This is a genomic window from Escherichia sp. 94.0001, assembly GCF_013369155.2.
In the GTDB taxonomy this organism is placed as follows: Bacteria; Pseudomonadota; Gammaproteobacteria; order Enterobacterales; family Enterobacteriaceae; genus Escherichia; species Escherichia coli_F.
Window position 1 is genome coordinate 18,095 of sequence record NZ_JABWMS020000051.1, and the last position, 14,865, is coordinate 32,959.

11 protein-coding genes are annotated in these 14,865 nt (G+C 50.4%); 6 read left to right on the forward strand and 5 right to left on the reverse strand.

Annotated elements, in window-relative coordinates; genetic code table 11:
* Nucleotides 1–141 precede the first annotated feature (141 nt).
* Nucleotides 142–1,638 (forward strand): M16 family metallopeptidase, encoded by a 1,497-nt coding sequence (locus HEN33_RS18590; RefSeq protein ID WP_001163147.1) that lies wholly within the window; start codon nucleotides 142–144, stop codon nucleotides 1,636–1,638.
* Between the two features lie 95 nt (nucleotides 1,639–1,733).
* On the opposite strand, the gene kdgK is transcribed toward HEN33_RS18590, so the two are convergent.
* A complete protein-coding gene (gene kdgK, locus HEN33_RS18595) occupies nucleotides 1,734–2,663 on the reverse strand; it encodes a 2-dehydro-3-deoxygluconokinase (RefSeq protein WP_105277797.1) in 930 nt (309 codons plus the stop codon).
* 231 nt (nucleotides 2,664–2,894) lie between these two features.
* On the opposite strand from kdgK, the gene pdeH reads away from it, so the two are divergent.
* Together pdeH and HEN33_RS18605 are read left to right on the forward strand one after the other, a co-directional pair.
* The gene (pdeH, locus tag HEN33_RS18600; protein ID WP_176262793.1) at nucleotides 2,895–3,662 is read left to right on the forward strand and encodes a cyclic-guanylate-specific phosphodiesterase; all 768 of its coding nucleotides are present in this window, start codon (nucleotides 2,895–2,897) and stop codon (nucleotides 3,660–3,662) included.
* Between the two features lie 70 nt (nucleotides 3,663–3,732).
* Nucleotides 3,733–5,793, forward strand: coding sequence for an AsmA family protein (locus HEN33_RS18605; RefSeq protein ID WP_176262797.1), 2,061 nt, complete (start codon nucleotides 3,733–3,735; stop codon nucleotides 5,791–5,793).
* A gap of 117 nt (nucleotides 5,794–5,910) precedes the next feature.
* On the opposite strand, the gene HEN33_RS18610 is transcribed toward HEN33_RS18605, so the two are convergent.
* From HEN33_RS18610 to HEN33_RS18620, 3 genes are all read right to left on the reverse strand, one after another.
* Nucleotides 5,911–7,233 carry an MFS transporter gene (locus tag HEN33_RS18610; RefSeq protein WP_176262794.1) on the reverse strand — a complete coding sequence of 441 codons (1,323 nt, stop codon included), beginning with the start codon at nucleotides 7,231–7,233 and terminating at the stop codon, nucleotides 5,911–5,913.
* A 407-nt stretch (nucleotides 7,234–7,640) separates the two neighbouring features.
* Complete coding sequence (yhjD, locus tag HEN33_RS18615) at nucleotides 7,641–8,654, reverse strand: inner membrane protein YhjD (protein WP_000191271.1); 1,014 nt, start codon at nucleotides 8,652–8,654, stop codon at nucleotides 7,641–7,643.
* Nucleotides 8,655–8,702: 48 nt separating this feature from the next.
* Nucleotides 8,703–9,602: a LysR family transcriptional regulator gene (locus HEN33_RS18620; protein ID WP_032185444.1), complete on the reverse strand. Its 900-nt coding sequence runs from the start codon at nucleotides 9,600–9,602 to the stop codon at nucleotides 8,703–8,705.
* A 518-nt stretch (nucleotides 9,603–10,120) separates the two neighbouring features.
* On the opposite strand from HEN33_RS18620, the gene HEN33_RS18625 reads away from it, so the two are divergent.
* The gene (locus HEN33_RS18625) at nucleotides 10,121–10,723 is read left to right on the forward strand and encodes a helix-turn-helix transcriptional regulator (protein WP_001167663.1); all 603 of its coding nucleotides are present in this window, start codon (nucleotides 10,121–10,123) and stop codon (nucleotides 10,721–10,723) included.
* 50 nt (nucleotides 10,724–10,773) lie between these two features.
* Here HEN33_RS18625 and HEN33_RS18630 read toward each other — a convergent pair whose 3' ends face one another.
* A complete protein-coding gene (locus HEN33_RS18630) occupies nucleotides 10,774–12,423 on the reverse strand; it encodes an alpha,alpha-trehalase (RefSeq protein ID WP_000934242.1) in 1,650 nt (549 codons plus the stop codon).
* A 404-nt stretch (nucleotides 12,424–12,827) separates the two neighbouring features.
* Here HEN33_RS18630 and ccp point away from each other — a divergent pair, with 404 nt between their 5' ends.
* Both ccp and HEN33_RS18640 read left to right on the forward strand, forming a co-directional pair.
* Complete coding sequence (gene ccp, locus HEN33_RS18635; protein ID WP_032185385.1) at nucleotides 12,828–14,225, forward strand: cytochrome c peroxidase; 1,398 nt, start codon at nucleotides 12,828–12,830, stop codon at nucleotides 14,223–14,225.
* Nucleotides 14,226–14,435: 210 nt separating this feature from the next.
* The coding region (locus tag HEN33_RS18640) for a pyridoxal-dependent decarboxylase (RefSeq protein ID WP_000372194.1) at nucleotides 14,436–14,865 on the forward strand (430 nt) is incomplete at its 3' end.

The window sequence follows — 14,865 nt, forward strand, 5'->3', positions numbered from 1 at the left end:
CCTGGGTGAGTTCAGGTTTATTTCACTTCTTCCGTGACATTTTCATGTTCTTGCGGTCTAACACGAAGTGTTTTTAATGTCATTTAGACTGACCGACAACGGGCAGTTTTTTATTACCAGGATAGTTGATCAGGGGTTCACATGCAGGGCACAAAAATTCGACTTTTAGCGGGCGGTTTGCTGATGATGGCCACTGCTGGCTATGTGCAGGCAGATGCGCTCCAGCCTGATCCAGCATGGCAACAGGGGACGCTTTCCAACGGTTTACAGTGGCAAGTGCTGACCACGCCCCAGCGTCCCAGCGATCGCGTTGAAATTCGCCTGCTGGTTAATACCGGTTCGCTCGCCGAAAGTACACAACAGAGCGGTTACAGTCACGCCATCCCTCGTATTGCGTTAACGCAAAGCGGTGGCCTTGACGCAGCACAGGCGCGTTCATTGTGGCAGCAGGGGATCGACCCTAAACGCCCGATGCCGCCGGTAATTGTCTCTTATGACACCACGCTGTTTAATCTGAGTTTGCCCAATAACCGTAACGACTTGCTGAAAGAAGCGCTCTCTTATCTGGCAAATGCCACTGGCAAACTGACCATCACACCAGAAACCATCAACCACGCGCTGCAAAGTCAGGACATGGTGGCAACCTGGCCTGCCGATACTAAAGAGGGCTGGTGGCGCTATCGTCTGAAAGGATCAACCTTGTTAGGTCACGATCCTGCCGATCCGCTGAAACAACCCGTTGAAGCGGAAAAGATTAAAGATTTCTATCAGAAATGGTACACCCCGGATGCAATGACGCTGCTGGTGGTGGGAAACGTGGATGCGCGCTCGGTTGTCGACCAAATCAACAAAACGTTTGGCGAACTGAAAGGCAAACGTGAAACACCGGCTCCGGTGCCGACGCTTTCTCCGCTGCGTCCTGAAGCGGTGAGTATTATGACCGATGCGGTACGTCAGGACCGGTTATCTATCATGTGGGATACGCCGTGGCAGCCAATTCGTGAATCAGCCGCACTGCTGCGCTACTGGCGTGCGGACCTGGCCCGTGAGGCGCTGTTCTGGCACGTTCAGCAAGCGTTAAGCACCAGTAACAGCAAAGACATCGGTCTTGGATTTGACTGCCGTGTGCTGTATCTGCGTGCGCAGTGTGCCATCAACATCGAGTCACCAAACGACAAGCTGAACAGCAACCTTAATTTGGTAGCGCGTGAGCTAGCGAAGGTTCGCGATAAAGGTCTGCCGGAAGAAGAGTTCAATGCGTTAGTGGCGCAAAAGAAACTGGAGCTGCAGAAACTGTTTGCCGCCTATGCGCGAGCTGATACCGATATTTTGATGGGGCAGCGGATGCGTTCGTTGCAAAATCAGGTCGTTGATATCGCGCCGGAGCAATATCAGAAACTGCGCCAGGATTTCCTTAATAGTCTGACGGTAGAGATGTTAAATCAGGATCTGCGCCAGCAGTTGTCGAACGATATGGCGTTAATTCTTCTGCAGCCGAAAGGCGAGCCAGAATTTAACATGAAAGCGTTGCAGGCGGCCTGGGATCAAATCATGGCCCCATCTACTACTGCTGCCACAACCTCTGTTGCCACGGATGACGTACATCCTGAAGTGACGGATATTCCACCCGCACAGTAATGCCTGATGGTGATGAGTTAGCACAACCATCAGGTATTTATGGATGAGCTGGATAGAGGGGTAACACTTTATCCAGCCTTTTGCATATGCTGCTTTTACGCAGGCATCGCTTCACGCGGGATAATCGCGCCGCGATACTGAATAACGGTACTTGCGGTCAGGTGCCCGCGTTTCGCCGCATTTTCCGCACTGCCGCCCGTCAAACGTACCGCCAGATAACCAGCACTGAAAGAGTCGCCAGCTGCGGTGGTATCGATCACTTTTTCTTTCGGCAGTTTCACCGCCGGGACATCCACTAACCCTTCGCCAGCAATGGACACCAGGCAAGAATCCGCCCCGCGTTTCACCACCACTTCTTTCACGCCCGCGTTATGGGTGCGCGCAATGACGTCTTCCACCGGTTGTTGACCCCACAGCGCGTCTTCGTCGTCCAGCGTCAGGAAGGCGATATCCGTGCATTCCAGCATTTGCTGGTACATCTGCTGTGTCTCTTCTTTGCTGGCCCACAAGCGCGGACGGTAGTTATTGTCGAAAATTACTTTTCCGCCGTTGGCGCGGCATTCGCGCAGCAGGGAAAGCAGCTTTTCGCGGCTGGTCGGGCTTAAGATTGCCAGGCTAATCCCGCTCAGGTAGAGATAATCAAAATTCGCCAGCTCTGCACAAATCGCTGCGGATTGCTCACTCTCCAGCCAAAATTTGGCGGCGGCTTCGTTACGCCAGTAGTAGAACGTACGTTCGCCAGTGCTGTCGGTTTCAATGTAGTAAAGACCCGGCAGACGATTTTCCATCCGCTGGGTCAGGGAAGTATCAACGTTCTCGCCTTGCCAGGCGTCCAGCATCTGCTGACTAAAACTGTCCGTTCCCAGCGCCGTCACGTAATGAACGGTTAATGCCGCAGGATCGACCTGACGGGCGATATAGACGGAAGTGTTCAGGGTATCGCCGCCGAAACCGCGCTTAACGTCCGCGCCTTTCTCGGAAAGCTCAATCATGCATTCGCCAATCACGGCAATCTTTTTGGACATAGTCGTGAACCTGATCTGTAAAAAATTAGCGTTAGTTTGCGCTGTGGTGGTTTGCTGGTCAACCATATTAAAACAGTGTTCCATTATTTTTTTGAGCCAGAACGTATTCCTGAAAGATTCCGTAGTGGAGTGGGGAAATTTAACCCGGTCAGGCGGTAAAGTTCTGCTCTTGCGCGCCGATAATCTTTGTCGAGTCCGGGCAGCATCACTTTTAAACACAGGACATCTTTGATGATAAGGCAGGTTATCCAGCGAATAAGCAACCCTGAAGCAAGCATCGAGAGCTTGCAGGAACGGCGTTTTTGGTTGCAGTGTGAGCGTGCTTACACCTGGCAGCCGATCTATCAAACCTGCGGACGGTTAATGGCCGTGGAGCTATTAACGGTGGTCACGCATCCCTCGAACCCTTTACAACGTCTGCCGCCGGATCGCTATTTTACTGAAATCACCGTCAGCCATCGGATGGAGGTTGTGAAAGAGCAGATTGATTTGCTGGCGCAAAATGCCGACTTCTTTGTCGAGCACGGCCTGCTGGCATCGGTCAATATTGATGGTCCTACACTCATCGCCCTGCGTCAGCAACCAAAAATCCTGCGCCAGATTGAGCATCTTCCCTGGCTGCGTTTCGAACTGGTAGAACACATCCGCCTGCCAAAAGACTCAACCTTTGCCTCGATGTGTGAATTTGGTCCGCTGTGGCTGGATGATTTCGGCACTGGGATGGCGAATTTCTCTGCGCTAAGTGAAGTACGTTACGACTACATCAAAATCGCCCGTGAGCTGTTTGTGATGCTGCGTCAGTCGCCGGAAGGACGCACGCTCTTTTCTCATCTTTTACATCTAATGAATCGCTATTGTCGCGGGGTGATTGTCGAAGGTGTGGAAACGCAGGAAGAGTGGCGCGATGTACAAAATTCGCCTGCATTTGCCGCACAAGGCTGGTTTCTTTCACGCCCGGCACCGATAGAAACGCTGAATTCGGCAGTTCTGGCGCTATAAGCTGCCTCATTTTCTGCCTGGCTGGACTATCTTTAGGACTGGCACAGGAAGAAATATGAGGAAGCGAATGATGAGCAAGGCAGGCAAAATAACCGCTGCGATTTCAGGGACTTTCTTGTTGTTGATTGTCGTGGCGATCATTTTGATTGCAACATTTGACTGGAATCGACTCAAACCGACCATCAACCAGAAAGTCTCTGCGGAGTTGAATCGTCCATTCGCTATCCGTGGCGATCTGGGCGTGGTGTGGGAGCGGCAAAAACAAGAAACCGGCTGGCGCAGCTGGGTGCCGTGGCCTCATGTGCATGCAGAAGACATCATTCTTGGCAATCCGCCAGATATTCCCGAAGTAACAATGGTGCATTTGCCGCGGGTAGAGGCAACACTGGCCCCGCTGGCGTTGCTGACCAAAACGGTCTGGCTGCCGTGGATAAAACTGGAGAAGCCCGACGCGCGTCTGATTCGTCTCTCTGAAAAGAACAATAACTGGACCTTTAATCTCGCCAATGATGACAACAAAGACATGAATGCAAAGCCGTCGGCGTGGTCGTTTCGACTGGATAATATTCTGTTCGATCAAGGGCGGATCGCTATTGATGACAAAGTAAGCAAAGCGGATCTGGAAATTTTTGTCGATCCGTTAGGCAAGCCGCTGCCGTTCAGTGAAGTTACCGGATCGAAAGGTAAAGCGGATAAAGAAAAGGTGGGCGATTACGTTTTTGGCCTGAAGGCGCAGGGACGTTATAACGGTGAACCGCTCACGGGCAAAGGTAAAATCGGCGGTATGCTGGCACTACGCGGCGAAGGTACACCGTTTCCGGTACAGGCTGATTTCCGCTCCGGGAATACTCGCGTCGCTTTTGATGGCGTCGTGAATGACCCAATGAAGATGGGCGGTGTCGATTTACGGCTTAAATTTTCTGGCGATTCGCTGGGTGATCTCTATGAACTGACGGGCGTTCTGCTGCCCGATACCCCGCCGTTTGAAACCGATGGTCGGCTGGTCGCGAAAATCGACACTGAAAAATCGTCGGTATTTGATTATCGAGGCTTTAATGGGCGCATTGGCGATAGTGATATCCACGGTTCTCTGATCTACACCACCGGCAAGCCACGGCCAAAACTGGAAGGTGATGTCGAATCGCGGCAATTGCGGCTGGCAGATTTAGGGCCATTGATTGGCGTTGATTCTGGAAAAGGTGCAGAAAAGTCGAAACGGTCTGAGCAGAAGAAAGGCGAAAAAAGCGTTCAGCCTGCGGGCAAAGTGCTGCCTTATGACCGCTTCGAAACCGATAAATGGGACGTCATGGATGCCGATGTTCGCTTCAAAGGGCGGCGCATTGAGCATGGCAGTAGCCTGCCGATTAGCGATCTTTCTACTCATATCATCCTCAAAAATGCTGACCTGCGCCTGCAACCGCTGAAATTTGGCATGGCGGGCGGCAGCATTGCGGCGAATATTCATCTGGAAGGCGATAAAAAGCCGATGCAAGGGCGGGCTGATATTCAGGCGCGTCGGCTGAAACTCAAAGAACTGATGCCGGATGTGGAGCTGATGCAGAAGACGCTGGGGGAAATGAACGGTGACGCGGAACTCCGCGGTAGCGGTAACTCAGTGGCGGCACTTTTAGGCAACAGCAACGGTAACCTGAAACTGTTGATGAATGACGGGCTGGTGAGCCGCAACCTGATGGAGATTGTCGGGCTGAATGTTGGTAACTACATTGTCGGTGCGATATTTGGTGACGATGAGGTGCGGGTGAACTGCGCGGCAGCGAATCTGGATATTGCCAACGGTGTGGCGCGTCCGCAGATTTTTGCTTTTGATACTGAGAATGCGTTGATCAATGTTACCGGCACGGCAAGTTTTGCTTCGGAACAGCTGGATTTGACTATCGATCCAGAAAGTAAAGGGATTCGGATTATCACACTGCGTTCGCCGCTGTATGTGCGTGGGACATTTAAAAATCCGCAGGCTGGGGTAAAAGCCGGACCGTTGATTGCTCGCGGAGCCGTCGCGGCGGCACTGACAACGCTGGTAACACCGGCGGCGGCGTTACTGGCGCTGATCTCTCCTTCCGAAGGGGAGGCTAATCAGTGTCGGACGATTTTGTCGCAGATGAAGAAGTGATGGAAACTGCCGGATGCGGCGTGAACGCCTTATCCGGCCTACAAATCCTTGCGAATTCAATATATTTTATGGAAATTCAGGCCTGATAAGCGTAGCGCATCAGGCTTTTCACTCTTATTACAACGATTGATGTCGCGTCTCATGGGTCAGCAGCAGGGCGATTAAGGTCAAGCCAGCCATTGCCGCCAGATATAACCCCACCGCACCTAACCCGTAGTTAGTCTGCAACCAGGCTGCGATATACGGCGCAACGGAAGCCCCGAGAATCGACGCTACGTTGTAAGAGAACGATGCTCCGGTGTAACGCACTTCTGTCGGGAACAGCTCTGGTAACAGCGCGCCCATCGGCCCGAAGGTCAGTCCCATCAGACTTAACCCCAGCAGCAGGAAGGCAAAAACCAGAATCGGGTTGCCAGAACCGAGCAGCGGGTTAAAGGCGAACAGCGCGAACAGGATGATCAGCGTGGTGATAATTACCATGCTTTTACGACGACCAAAGGCATCGGCCAGCAGTCCGGCGACTGGCACCATCACGCCAAAACCAATAACTGCCATCATCAGCATCCACAACACTTCGTTACGCGGCAGGCTAAGCCCAACTGGCGCGGCGGCGGTACTAAAGGTCATTGAGTAGACCGTCATGATGTAAAACAGCGTATAGGTTGCCAGCATAATGAACGTACCCAGTACGGTTACGCGAACATGTTTGGTCAGCAGCGTACCCAGCGGGATCTTCACCTGTTTTTTCGCTTTAGCGACTTTCTCAAACACCGGCGACTCATGCAGCGATACGCGAACATACAGGCCGATAATGACCAGCACCGCCGAGAAGATAAATGGCACGCGCCAACCCCAGCTCATAAACTGCTCGTCGGTCAGTAGCCAGGAAAGCAGTAAGAAAGTGCCGTTGGCAAAGAAGAAGCCAATCGGTGCGCCCAGTTGCGGGAAGGAGCCATACAGTGCACGTTTGCGCGGTGGGGCGTTCTCGGTTGCCAGCAGCGCCGCTCCGCCCCATTCGCCGCCTAAGCCCAGACCCTGACCAAATCGAGCCAGTGCCAGCAGCAGCGGGGCGAAAATACCAATCGTGGCATAGCCCGGCAGCAGACCAATCACCACGGTCGAAATCCCCATCGTTAGCAACGAGGCGACCAGCGTCGCTTTACGCCCAACGCGATCGCCAAAATGACCAAAAACGGCAGAGCCAATGGGGCGCGCGACGAAGGCGATGGCGAAGGTGGCGAGCGACTGGAGCGTTGCTGCCGTAGGATCGCCCTGCGGGAAGAAGATATGCGGAAACACAATAACGGCCGCAGTGGCGTAAATATAAAAGTCGAAGAACTCAATGGCCGTGCCAATGAGAGAGGCGACAAGGACTTTATTACGCGAGTTGATCGGCGTGTATTCTTGCTCGTGGTCGAGTGTTGTGGCTGTTGCTTGCATAATCTTTTCTTATTTTTTGGCTAACGAATAGCCATATTACGCACAGCAAAAGTGATATTTCAATGTGTAACAAATCGCGGAGTTGGTCGAAAATCAGCCAAAAAGGGAATAATGTTTAAGCTGGTGATTTTTCTTCTATGAAATGCTTCACATAATTTCATAAATGGTGGATAAAACTGGTTTTAGGTTAAATAAAAGTTACCAACTGGATTTATATGCTGGAGTAATGAGTTGGAATGAAATTGTTTGCTCCTAAGAGATGACAGAAAAGGCTCTGGGGAAGAGTTTAAGTGGTTATGTGCGCATGATAGCCGGATGCGATGCTGGCGCATTTTATCCGGCCTACGGGGAGCCAGGCCGAATAAATTCGTAGGCCGGATAAGGCGTTGCGCTGCATCCGGCATATTTTAAGACTGCGTTTTCCCCGGCATTCTCGGGTCGTCTTTGTATTCGGCGGTGGCAATCCACGCCGCGCAAAACAGCGTCAGACGAGCGAAGAAGTAGAAAAACGCCATCAGTCCCAGCACGGAGCCAAATGCTGCGCCAGACGGAGATTTCATCAGCGATGGCAGTGTGTAGGTCATCACGATTTTAATTACTTCAAAACCTATAGCTGCCAGAAATGTTCCGCGAATTAGCGCTTTTTTGCGCGGACGGTGGCGCGGCAATCGCCAGAAGATCCAGAAGAAAAGCAGATAGTTGGCGAAGATGGAAATCGCAAGACCAATCAACCGCCACGTTGGTTTCAGCCACTCAATGCTGTTCAGGTGCAGGGCGCTAATAATCATTTGCTGCGCCGAACCGGCAACCGAGGTGATCGAAAGCGTCACAATGAGCGCAATCAACAAACCAATCAGCGAAATAAAATCACGCAGATATTTAACCCAAAATTTTTCCTGATCCTGTGGCGAACGTTCCCAGACATCGCGCGATTGAGCGCGAATCGCTTCACGCAGGTTACCCATCCAGTTGATGCCGGAATAAAGCGCCACCGCCAGGCCGACAAGCCCTACCGTCGTACGCTGTTGAACGGCGGTATTGATGGTGTTTTTCAATGTAGCTGCCAGCGTCGGATCGCTAATATTTTGCAGAATTTTGTCGAAGATATCCTGCAGCAGCATCGGATGGGAGGCCAGAACGAAACCAGCGGCGGCAAACGACACCATCAAAATCGGAATCATCGACAAAAATGAGAAATAGGTGATAGCCGCACCAAACTGATTCCCCAGCCGATCGTTAAAGCGTTCAGTCGCGCGAATCAGGTGCGCAATAATCGGTTGGCGTTGGACTTTTTCGGCAGTAGTGGTGACGGTTTCCAGCGCCTGGCTAACTTTGCCGCCTTTCTCGCTATTATCCAGCGGTTTAATCGGCTCGAGCTCCAGATCCTGGGTGGGACGTTTAATCTCGTTTTCCTGCGTCATCCGCTCTTTTATCCTTCTGTCTTGATCATTCTTAAAAAGTATAGTCGGTCAGTCCAGGTACTCTTTCATTACGCCAGCCAGCCACTGCATAAACAGGTTTACACGCCGGGAAAGCTCCCGACGCTGCGGATAAACCAGCGAAAGGGAGAGCGGCTCGGCACGGTAGCCAGGTAATACTTCAATAAGCCGCCCGGCACGCAGGGCTTCGCGCACGGCAATGCGCGGGATCTGAATAATCCCCAGACCGGCAAGACCGGCGGCGAGATAGTTTTCGCTACTGTTTACCGTCAACATGCCGCCAGACTTAAACCACTGGACACCATTAACGCTGGCAACCTCAAAACCTAACGGATGTACACCCAGGTGCGGTGTGTAACGCACTATTGCGTGTGAAGTCAGATCGTCGGGGCTTTGTGGATAACCAAAGCGTGTCAGATAGTGTGGACTGGCACAGTTGACCATGGTTAGTTTGCCGAGGGGACAGGCGATAACACCATCTTCCGATAACGCGCCAGTGCGTATCACGCAATCAAAACCATCATGAAGAATATCTACCGGACGGTCATGGCTACTCAGTTCCAGCTCAATTCCCGGATGCTGATAGAGAAATTCCGACAGGCGCGGCAGTAACAGGCTTTTCGCGATTCCTGGTGGGATGTCGATGCGTAATTTACCGCTGATACTGGTGGCATCCTGTTGAAACAGACCGTCCAGTTCGTTGAGATTACTCAACACATCTTTTGCCCGTTGATAATAGGTCATGCCTTCTGGCGTGAGTTTGACCCGTCGCGTGGTGCGCTGGAGAAGCTGGGTGCCAAGTTGATGTTCCAGTGCCTGTATCTGGCGCGAAACACTTCCCTTTGGCAAAGCAAAGAAATCCGCTGCGCGGGAAAAACTTTCCAGCTCCGCGACTTTGATGAACAACTGCATTGCGTGAATTTTATCCATTTCTTTGACCGATTGTTGTTCACAGCGAAACAGTAACGCGCATATCGCATTGTTTATTGTTTTTCTAACATCTAATGCCGGGTTTCACAATGTTGTCATGACGAATGTGGCGATTTCTCAGTAGGAAAAGGGGAGAATAGCTTTATGAGAACGGTGAATCCCCTTAAACAGAGCGTATTTTTCAGCGATTCCCTTTAAAGTGAACAGAGGACGTATTGGCTATTTGTGCTTATTTTTGTCTCATTGCCGTTTGTTATTTTGGCTTGTGGTCGCGGAATTTCATTTTTAATTGCATGCGTACTAGCCATCAATATAAGGAAATCCTCAAAATTGTTTTAAATAATGCCCTCGACATGTAATTTCAGGCGTTTAGCTGTAACTATTTATATCGGTAACTATTTTCTACGCGTCATCTCTGTAGAATGGCCACCGCCAAATGGCGAATTCTTATTTTTTCTCGCGGGTAATACCCTTCCACTACTTAAGTCTTTTTAACGTATTCAGGTGGAGATTCAGTTATGCAAATAGTCATGTTTGACAGGCAGTCAATATTTATTCATGGAATGAAAATCAGTTTACAGCATCGTATTCCAGGAGTGAGTATTCAGGGGGCCAGTCAGGCAGACGAGTTATGGCAAAAGCTGGAAAGTTACCCTGAAGCCTTAGTGATGCTCGATGGCGATCAGGATGGTGAGTTTTGCTACTGGTTGCTGCAAAAAACCGTGGTGCAATTTCCTGAGGTTAAGGTGTTAATTACGGCGACGGATTGCAACAAACGGTGGTTACAGGAAGTTATTCATTTTAATGTGCTGGCCATTGTGCCTCGTGATTCAACCGTCGAGACATTTGCGTTGGCGGTCAATAGTGCGGCGATGGGGATGATGTTTCTGCCGGGAGACTGGCGAACGACGCCGGAAAAGGACATTAAAGATCTCAAATCGTTAAGCGCCCGCCAGCGGGAGATTTTAACCATGTTAGCGGCGGGCGAATCAAATAAAGAGATCGGCAGGGCGCTGAATATCAGTACCGGAACGGTAAAAGCGCATCTGGAATCCCTGTATCGCCGTCTGGAAGTGAAAAATCGCACCCAGGCGGCAATGATGTTAAATATCTCCTCCTGAAGAGGATAATTTTACAGCCAGCAGGAAGTTAGCGGCTGGCTGTAAAAATATTATGGTTCGCCGTACAAACCAATTAAACGGCGTACCACACCGTTAGTCCAGCCAAACCCATCCTGCAACGGATACTCGCCACCGCCGCCTTCGCGGGGAACACCATCGGCAATATGGTATTTCTCAATCAGTTTGTGCTGTTCCAGATAGAACTGATTCACCGTCTTCAGCCAGCTGCGCGCGATTTCATCACCCAGAAGGTCATCGCCGTACATTTTAAATCCCTGAATCGCCATCCATTGTAATGGTGCCCAGCCGTTAGGTTTATCCCACTGTTCACCGGTTTCGTACTCGCTTGCCAGAATCCCGCCAGGTGTCAGTAACCGACTGCGCACGGCGTTTGCCAGACGATCGGCCTGTTCATGGTTCGCCATACCGACATAGAGCGGCACAATGGCGGCAGCGGAAAAGAGCGCCAGTTGTTCGCGTCGCCAGTCGTAATCGCGGTAGATACCGTTTTCATCATCCCAGAGGTAACGGTTTACCGCATCGCGACGGGCACTGGCCTTCTGGCGGAACAGTGCTTCTGTCTCTTTCTCGCCTTTCAGTGCCGAGATGTTGGCGATGGCGCTCTCCAGTTTAAACAGGAAGGCATTCAGATCGATGGGGATGAACTGGGTGGTACGAATGCTCGCCAGACGACCGGTATCACGCAGCCAACGGGAAGAGTAATCCCAACCGGAGGCCGCCCCCGCGCGTAAATCACGGTACACCTCGTTGGGTGGGCGACCAGAATGTTTCGCGGTTTCAACGTCTTCAAGCCAGGATTCGTCACGCGGCGTGTCGCGATCGTCCCAGTAACGGTTGAGCAGCGATCCGTCCGGCATCCGCACAACATGGCGATAGGCCTGATTAGGGATCAACGATTCTGCGCCGTCCATCCAGAAGGCATATTCCATTTTCAGATGGTCGAGATAGCGGCGCGCGCCGCGTACACCATCTTCTTCAAACAACTCCACCATCAGCGCAAAAACCGGTGGTTGCGAGCGGCTCAAATAATAGGTGCGGTTGCCGTTGGGGATGTGACCATAGTTTTCGATCATCCAGGCGAAGTTATCGGCCATGCATTTCAGCAAATCTTCCCGACCACTTTCCGCCAGCCCCAGCATGGTGAAATAGGAATCCCAGTAGTAGGTTTCGCTAAAACGGCCCCCTGGAACAATGTAAGACTGTGGCAGCGCCAGCAGGGAAGACCACGGAATGTGATCTTGCGGTTCGCGGGTGAGCACCGGCCACAGCTGGTCGATATGTTCTTTCAGGGAATTTTGCGGGTCCGATACATACTCGCTGGAGTAGGTCTCCGGCAGCCAGAAGTGATTTTCAACAAACTTGCGCAAGTCAAAATCACGATGACGGCGCACTTTACGATAGCGGATTAAAATATCCAGCGGGTCCATTTTGGGTGCGCAGTCGGGAAAGGTTTTACTGTCGGGGAAAATTTTCGCCGACTGTACATGCTCGAACAGTTCGAGATAGCGATCGGCAGGCGTCAGCGCATCAGAGGCGGGCAGCCCTTCAATCATCTCGGGTTCTGGTTCTGCCTCGATCATCTCATCCAGTTTTAATTCATACGGGTCCAGTTCATAGCAGAGATCGACCTCGATCATCAGTTCGTCTGGATTAGAGTTTTGAATTTTCTGATTGAGCATAAGGATCCGACCTCCGAAATTCGTCGCTAATTATCGGGCTTTTCTTTAAGGGTAGTCATTCGCTCCGCCTGGTGGGCGACAAAGCGTGCGGTGGATCACGTTTATTAACTTGTCAAAAAATATAACGCACTAATATCAATAGAATTTATAAAAATACGGATTCCGTGTTGTTTTTCATTTTCAGAACATTCAATCCTGCTCTCGCCGCAATCATGATATGCCATTCCTGCTCTGTATAATAGGCACAGACTATCTTATTGATAGTTTATATTCATGTAATTGATTGATTCCTATCAAAAAGCGTATTTCCCTGTTTTTTATGATGGCTTTGTCTCGCAGAGACGTTTGCAGCATTCTGGAAAATTTTCTGGGTCACAATAACTCACCACCGTGAGGGAAGAATAATGAAAATGGTCTCACGTATTACCGCGATCGGCCTGGCTGGCGTCGCGATTTGCTATTTAGGGTTATCTGGTTATGTGTGGTACCACGATAATAAACGCAGTAAACAGGCCGATGTTCAGGCATCTGCTGTCAGTGAAAATAATCAGGTTTTAGGTTTTCTTCGCGAAAAAGGATGCGACTATTGTCATACGCCTTCGGCAGAATTACCCGCCTATTATTATATTCCTGGCGCGAAACAGTTGATGGATTACGACATTAAGCTTGGATATAAATCTTTTAACCTCGAGGCCGTGCGTGCGGCTCTGTTGGCAGATAAACCCGTTTCGCAAAGCGATCTGAATAAGATTGAATGGGTGATGCAGTATGAAACTATGCCGCCAACGCGTTACACCGCGCTACACTGGGCGGGTAAGGTGAGTGATGAAGAGCGGGCGGAAATACTTGCCTGGATTGCAAAACAGCGCGCGGAATATTACGCCAGTAATGATACTGCTCCGGAGCATCGCAATGAACCGGTGCAGCCTATTCCGCAAAAACTGCCTACCGATGCGCAAAAAGTGGCGTTGGGTTTTACGCTGTATCATGATCCCCGTTTATCGGCTGATAGCACCATTTCATGTGCACATTGCCATGCGTTAAATGCGGGTGGCGTTGATGGCAGAAAAACGTCGATTGGTGTTGGTGGTGCCGTTGGACCGATTAACGCACCGACGGTATTTAACTCAGTATTTAACGTTGAGCAGTTCTGGGATGGTCGTGCGGCAACATTGCAGGATCAGGCGGGTGGACCGCCGTTGAACCCGATTGAAATGGCGTCGAAATCCTGGGACGAAATTATTGCTAAGCTGGAAAAAGATCCGCAGCTTAAAGCGCAGTTCCTCGAAGTCTATCCGCAAGGTTTCAGTGGCGAAAATATTACTGATGCTATTGCTGAATTTGAGAAAACATTAATTACGCCGGATTCCCCATTTGATAAATGGTTGCGTGGAGATGAGAATGCGCTGACGGTGCAACAGAAAAAAGGCTATCAATTATTTAAAGATAATAAATGTGCAACTTGTCATGGTGGTATTATTCTCGGCGGACGTTCTTTCGAACCGTTGGGGCTGAAAAAAGACTTTAACTTTGGTGAAATTACGGCGGCGGATATTGGTCGTATGAATGTTACTAAAGAAGAGCGTGATAAATTGCGTCAGAAAGTACCCGGTTTACGTAACGTTGCTTTAACGGCACCGTACTTCCATCGCGGTGACGTGCCGACGCTGGACGGGGCGGTAAAACTGATGCTGCGCTATCAGGTAGGCAAAGAGCTGCCGCAGGAGGATGTGGATGATATCGTAGCTTTCCTGCACAGTCTGAACGGGGTATATACGCCGTATATGCAGGATAAACAATAATTAATTTGATCGCCCGAACAGGAATGTTTGGGCGATTTTTATTACGACAATAAAGTCTGTTTTTAATATTATCATGTTAAATGTTTATATTATAAAAAGTCGTTTTTCTGCTTAGGATTTTGTTATTTAAATTAAGCCTGTAATGCCTTGCTTCCATTGCGGATAAATCCTACTTTTTTATTGCCTTCAAATAAATTTAAGGAGTTCGAAATGGACCAGAAGCTGTTAACGGATTTCCGCTCAGAACTACTCGATTCACGTTTTGGCGCAAAGGCCATTTCTACTATCGCGGAGTCAAAACGATTTCCGCTGCACGAAATGCGCGATGATGTCGCATTCCAGATTATCAATGATGAATTATATCTTGATGGCAACGCTCGTCAGAACCTGGCCACTTTCTGCCAGACCTGGGACGACGAAAACGTCCATAAATTGATGGATTTGTCGATCAACAAAAACTGGATCGACAAAGAAGAATATCCGCAATCTGCAGCTATCGACCTGCGTTGCGTAAACATGGTTGCTGACCTGTGGCATGCGCCTGCGCCGAAAAATGGTCAGGCCGTTGGCACCAACACCATTGGCTCTTCCGAGGCCTGTATGCTCGGCGGGATGGCGATGAAATGGCGTTGGCGCAAGC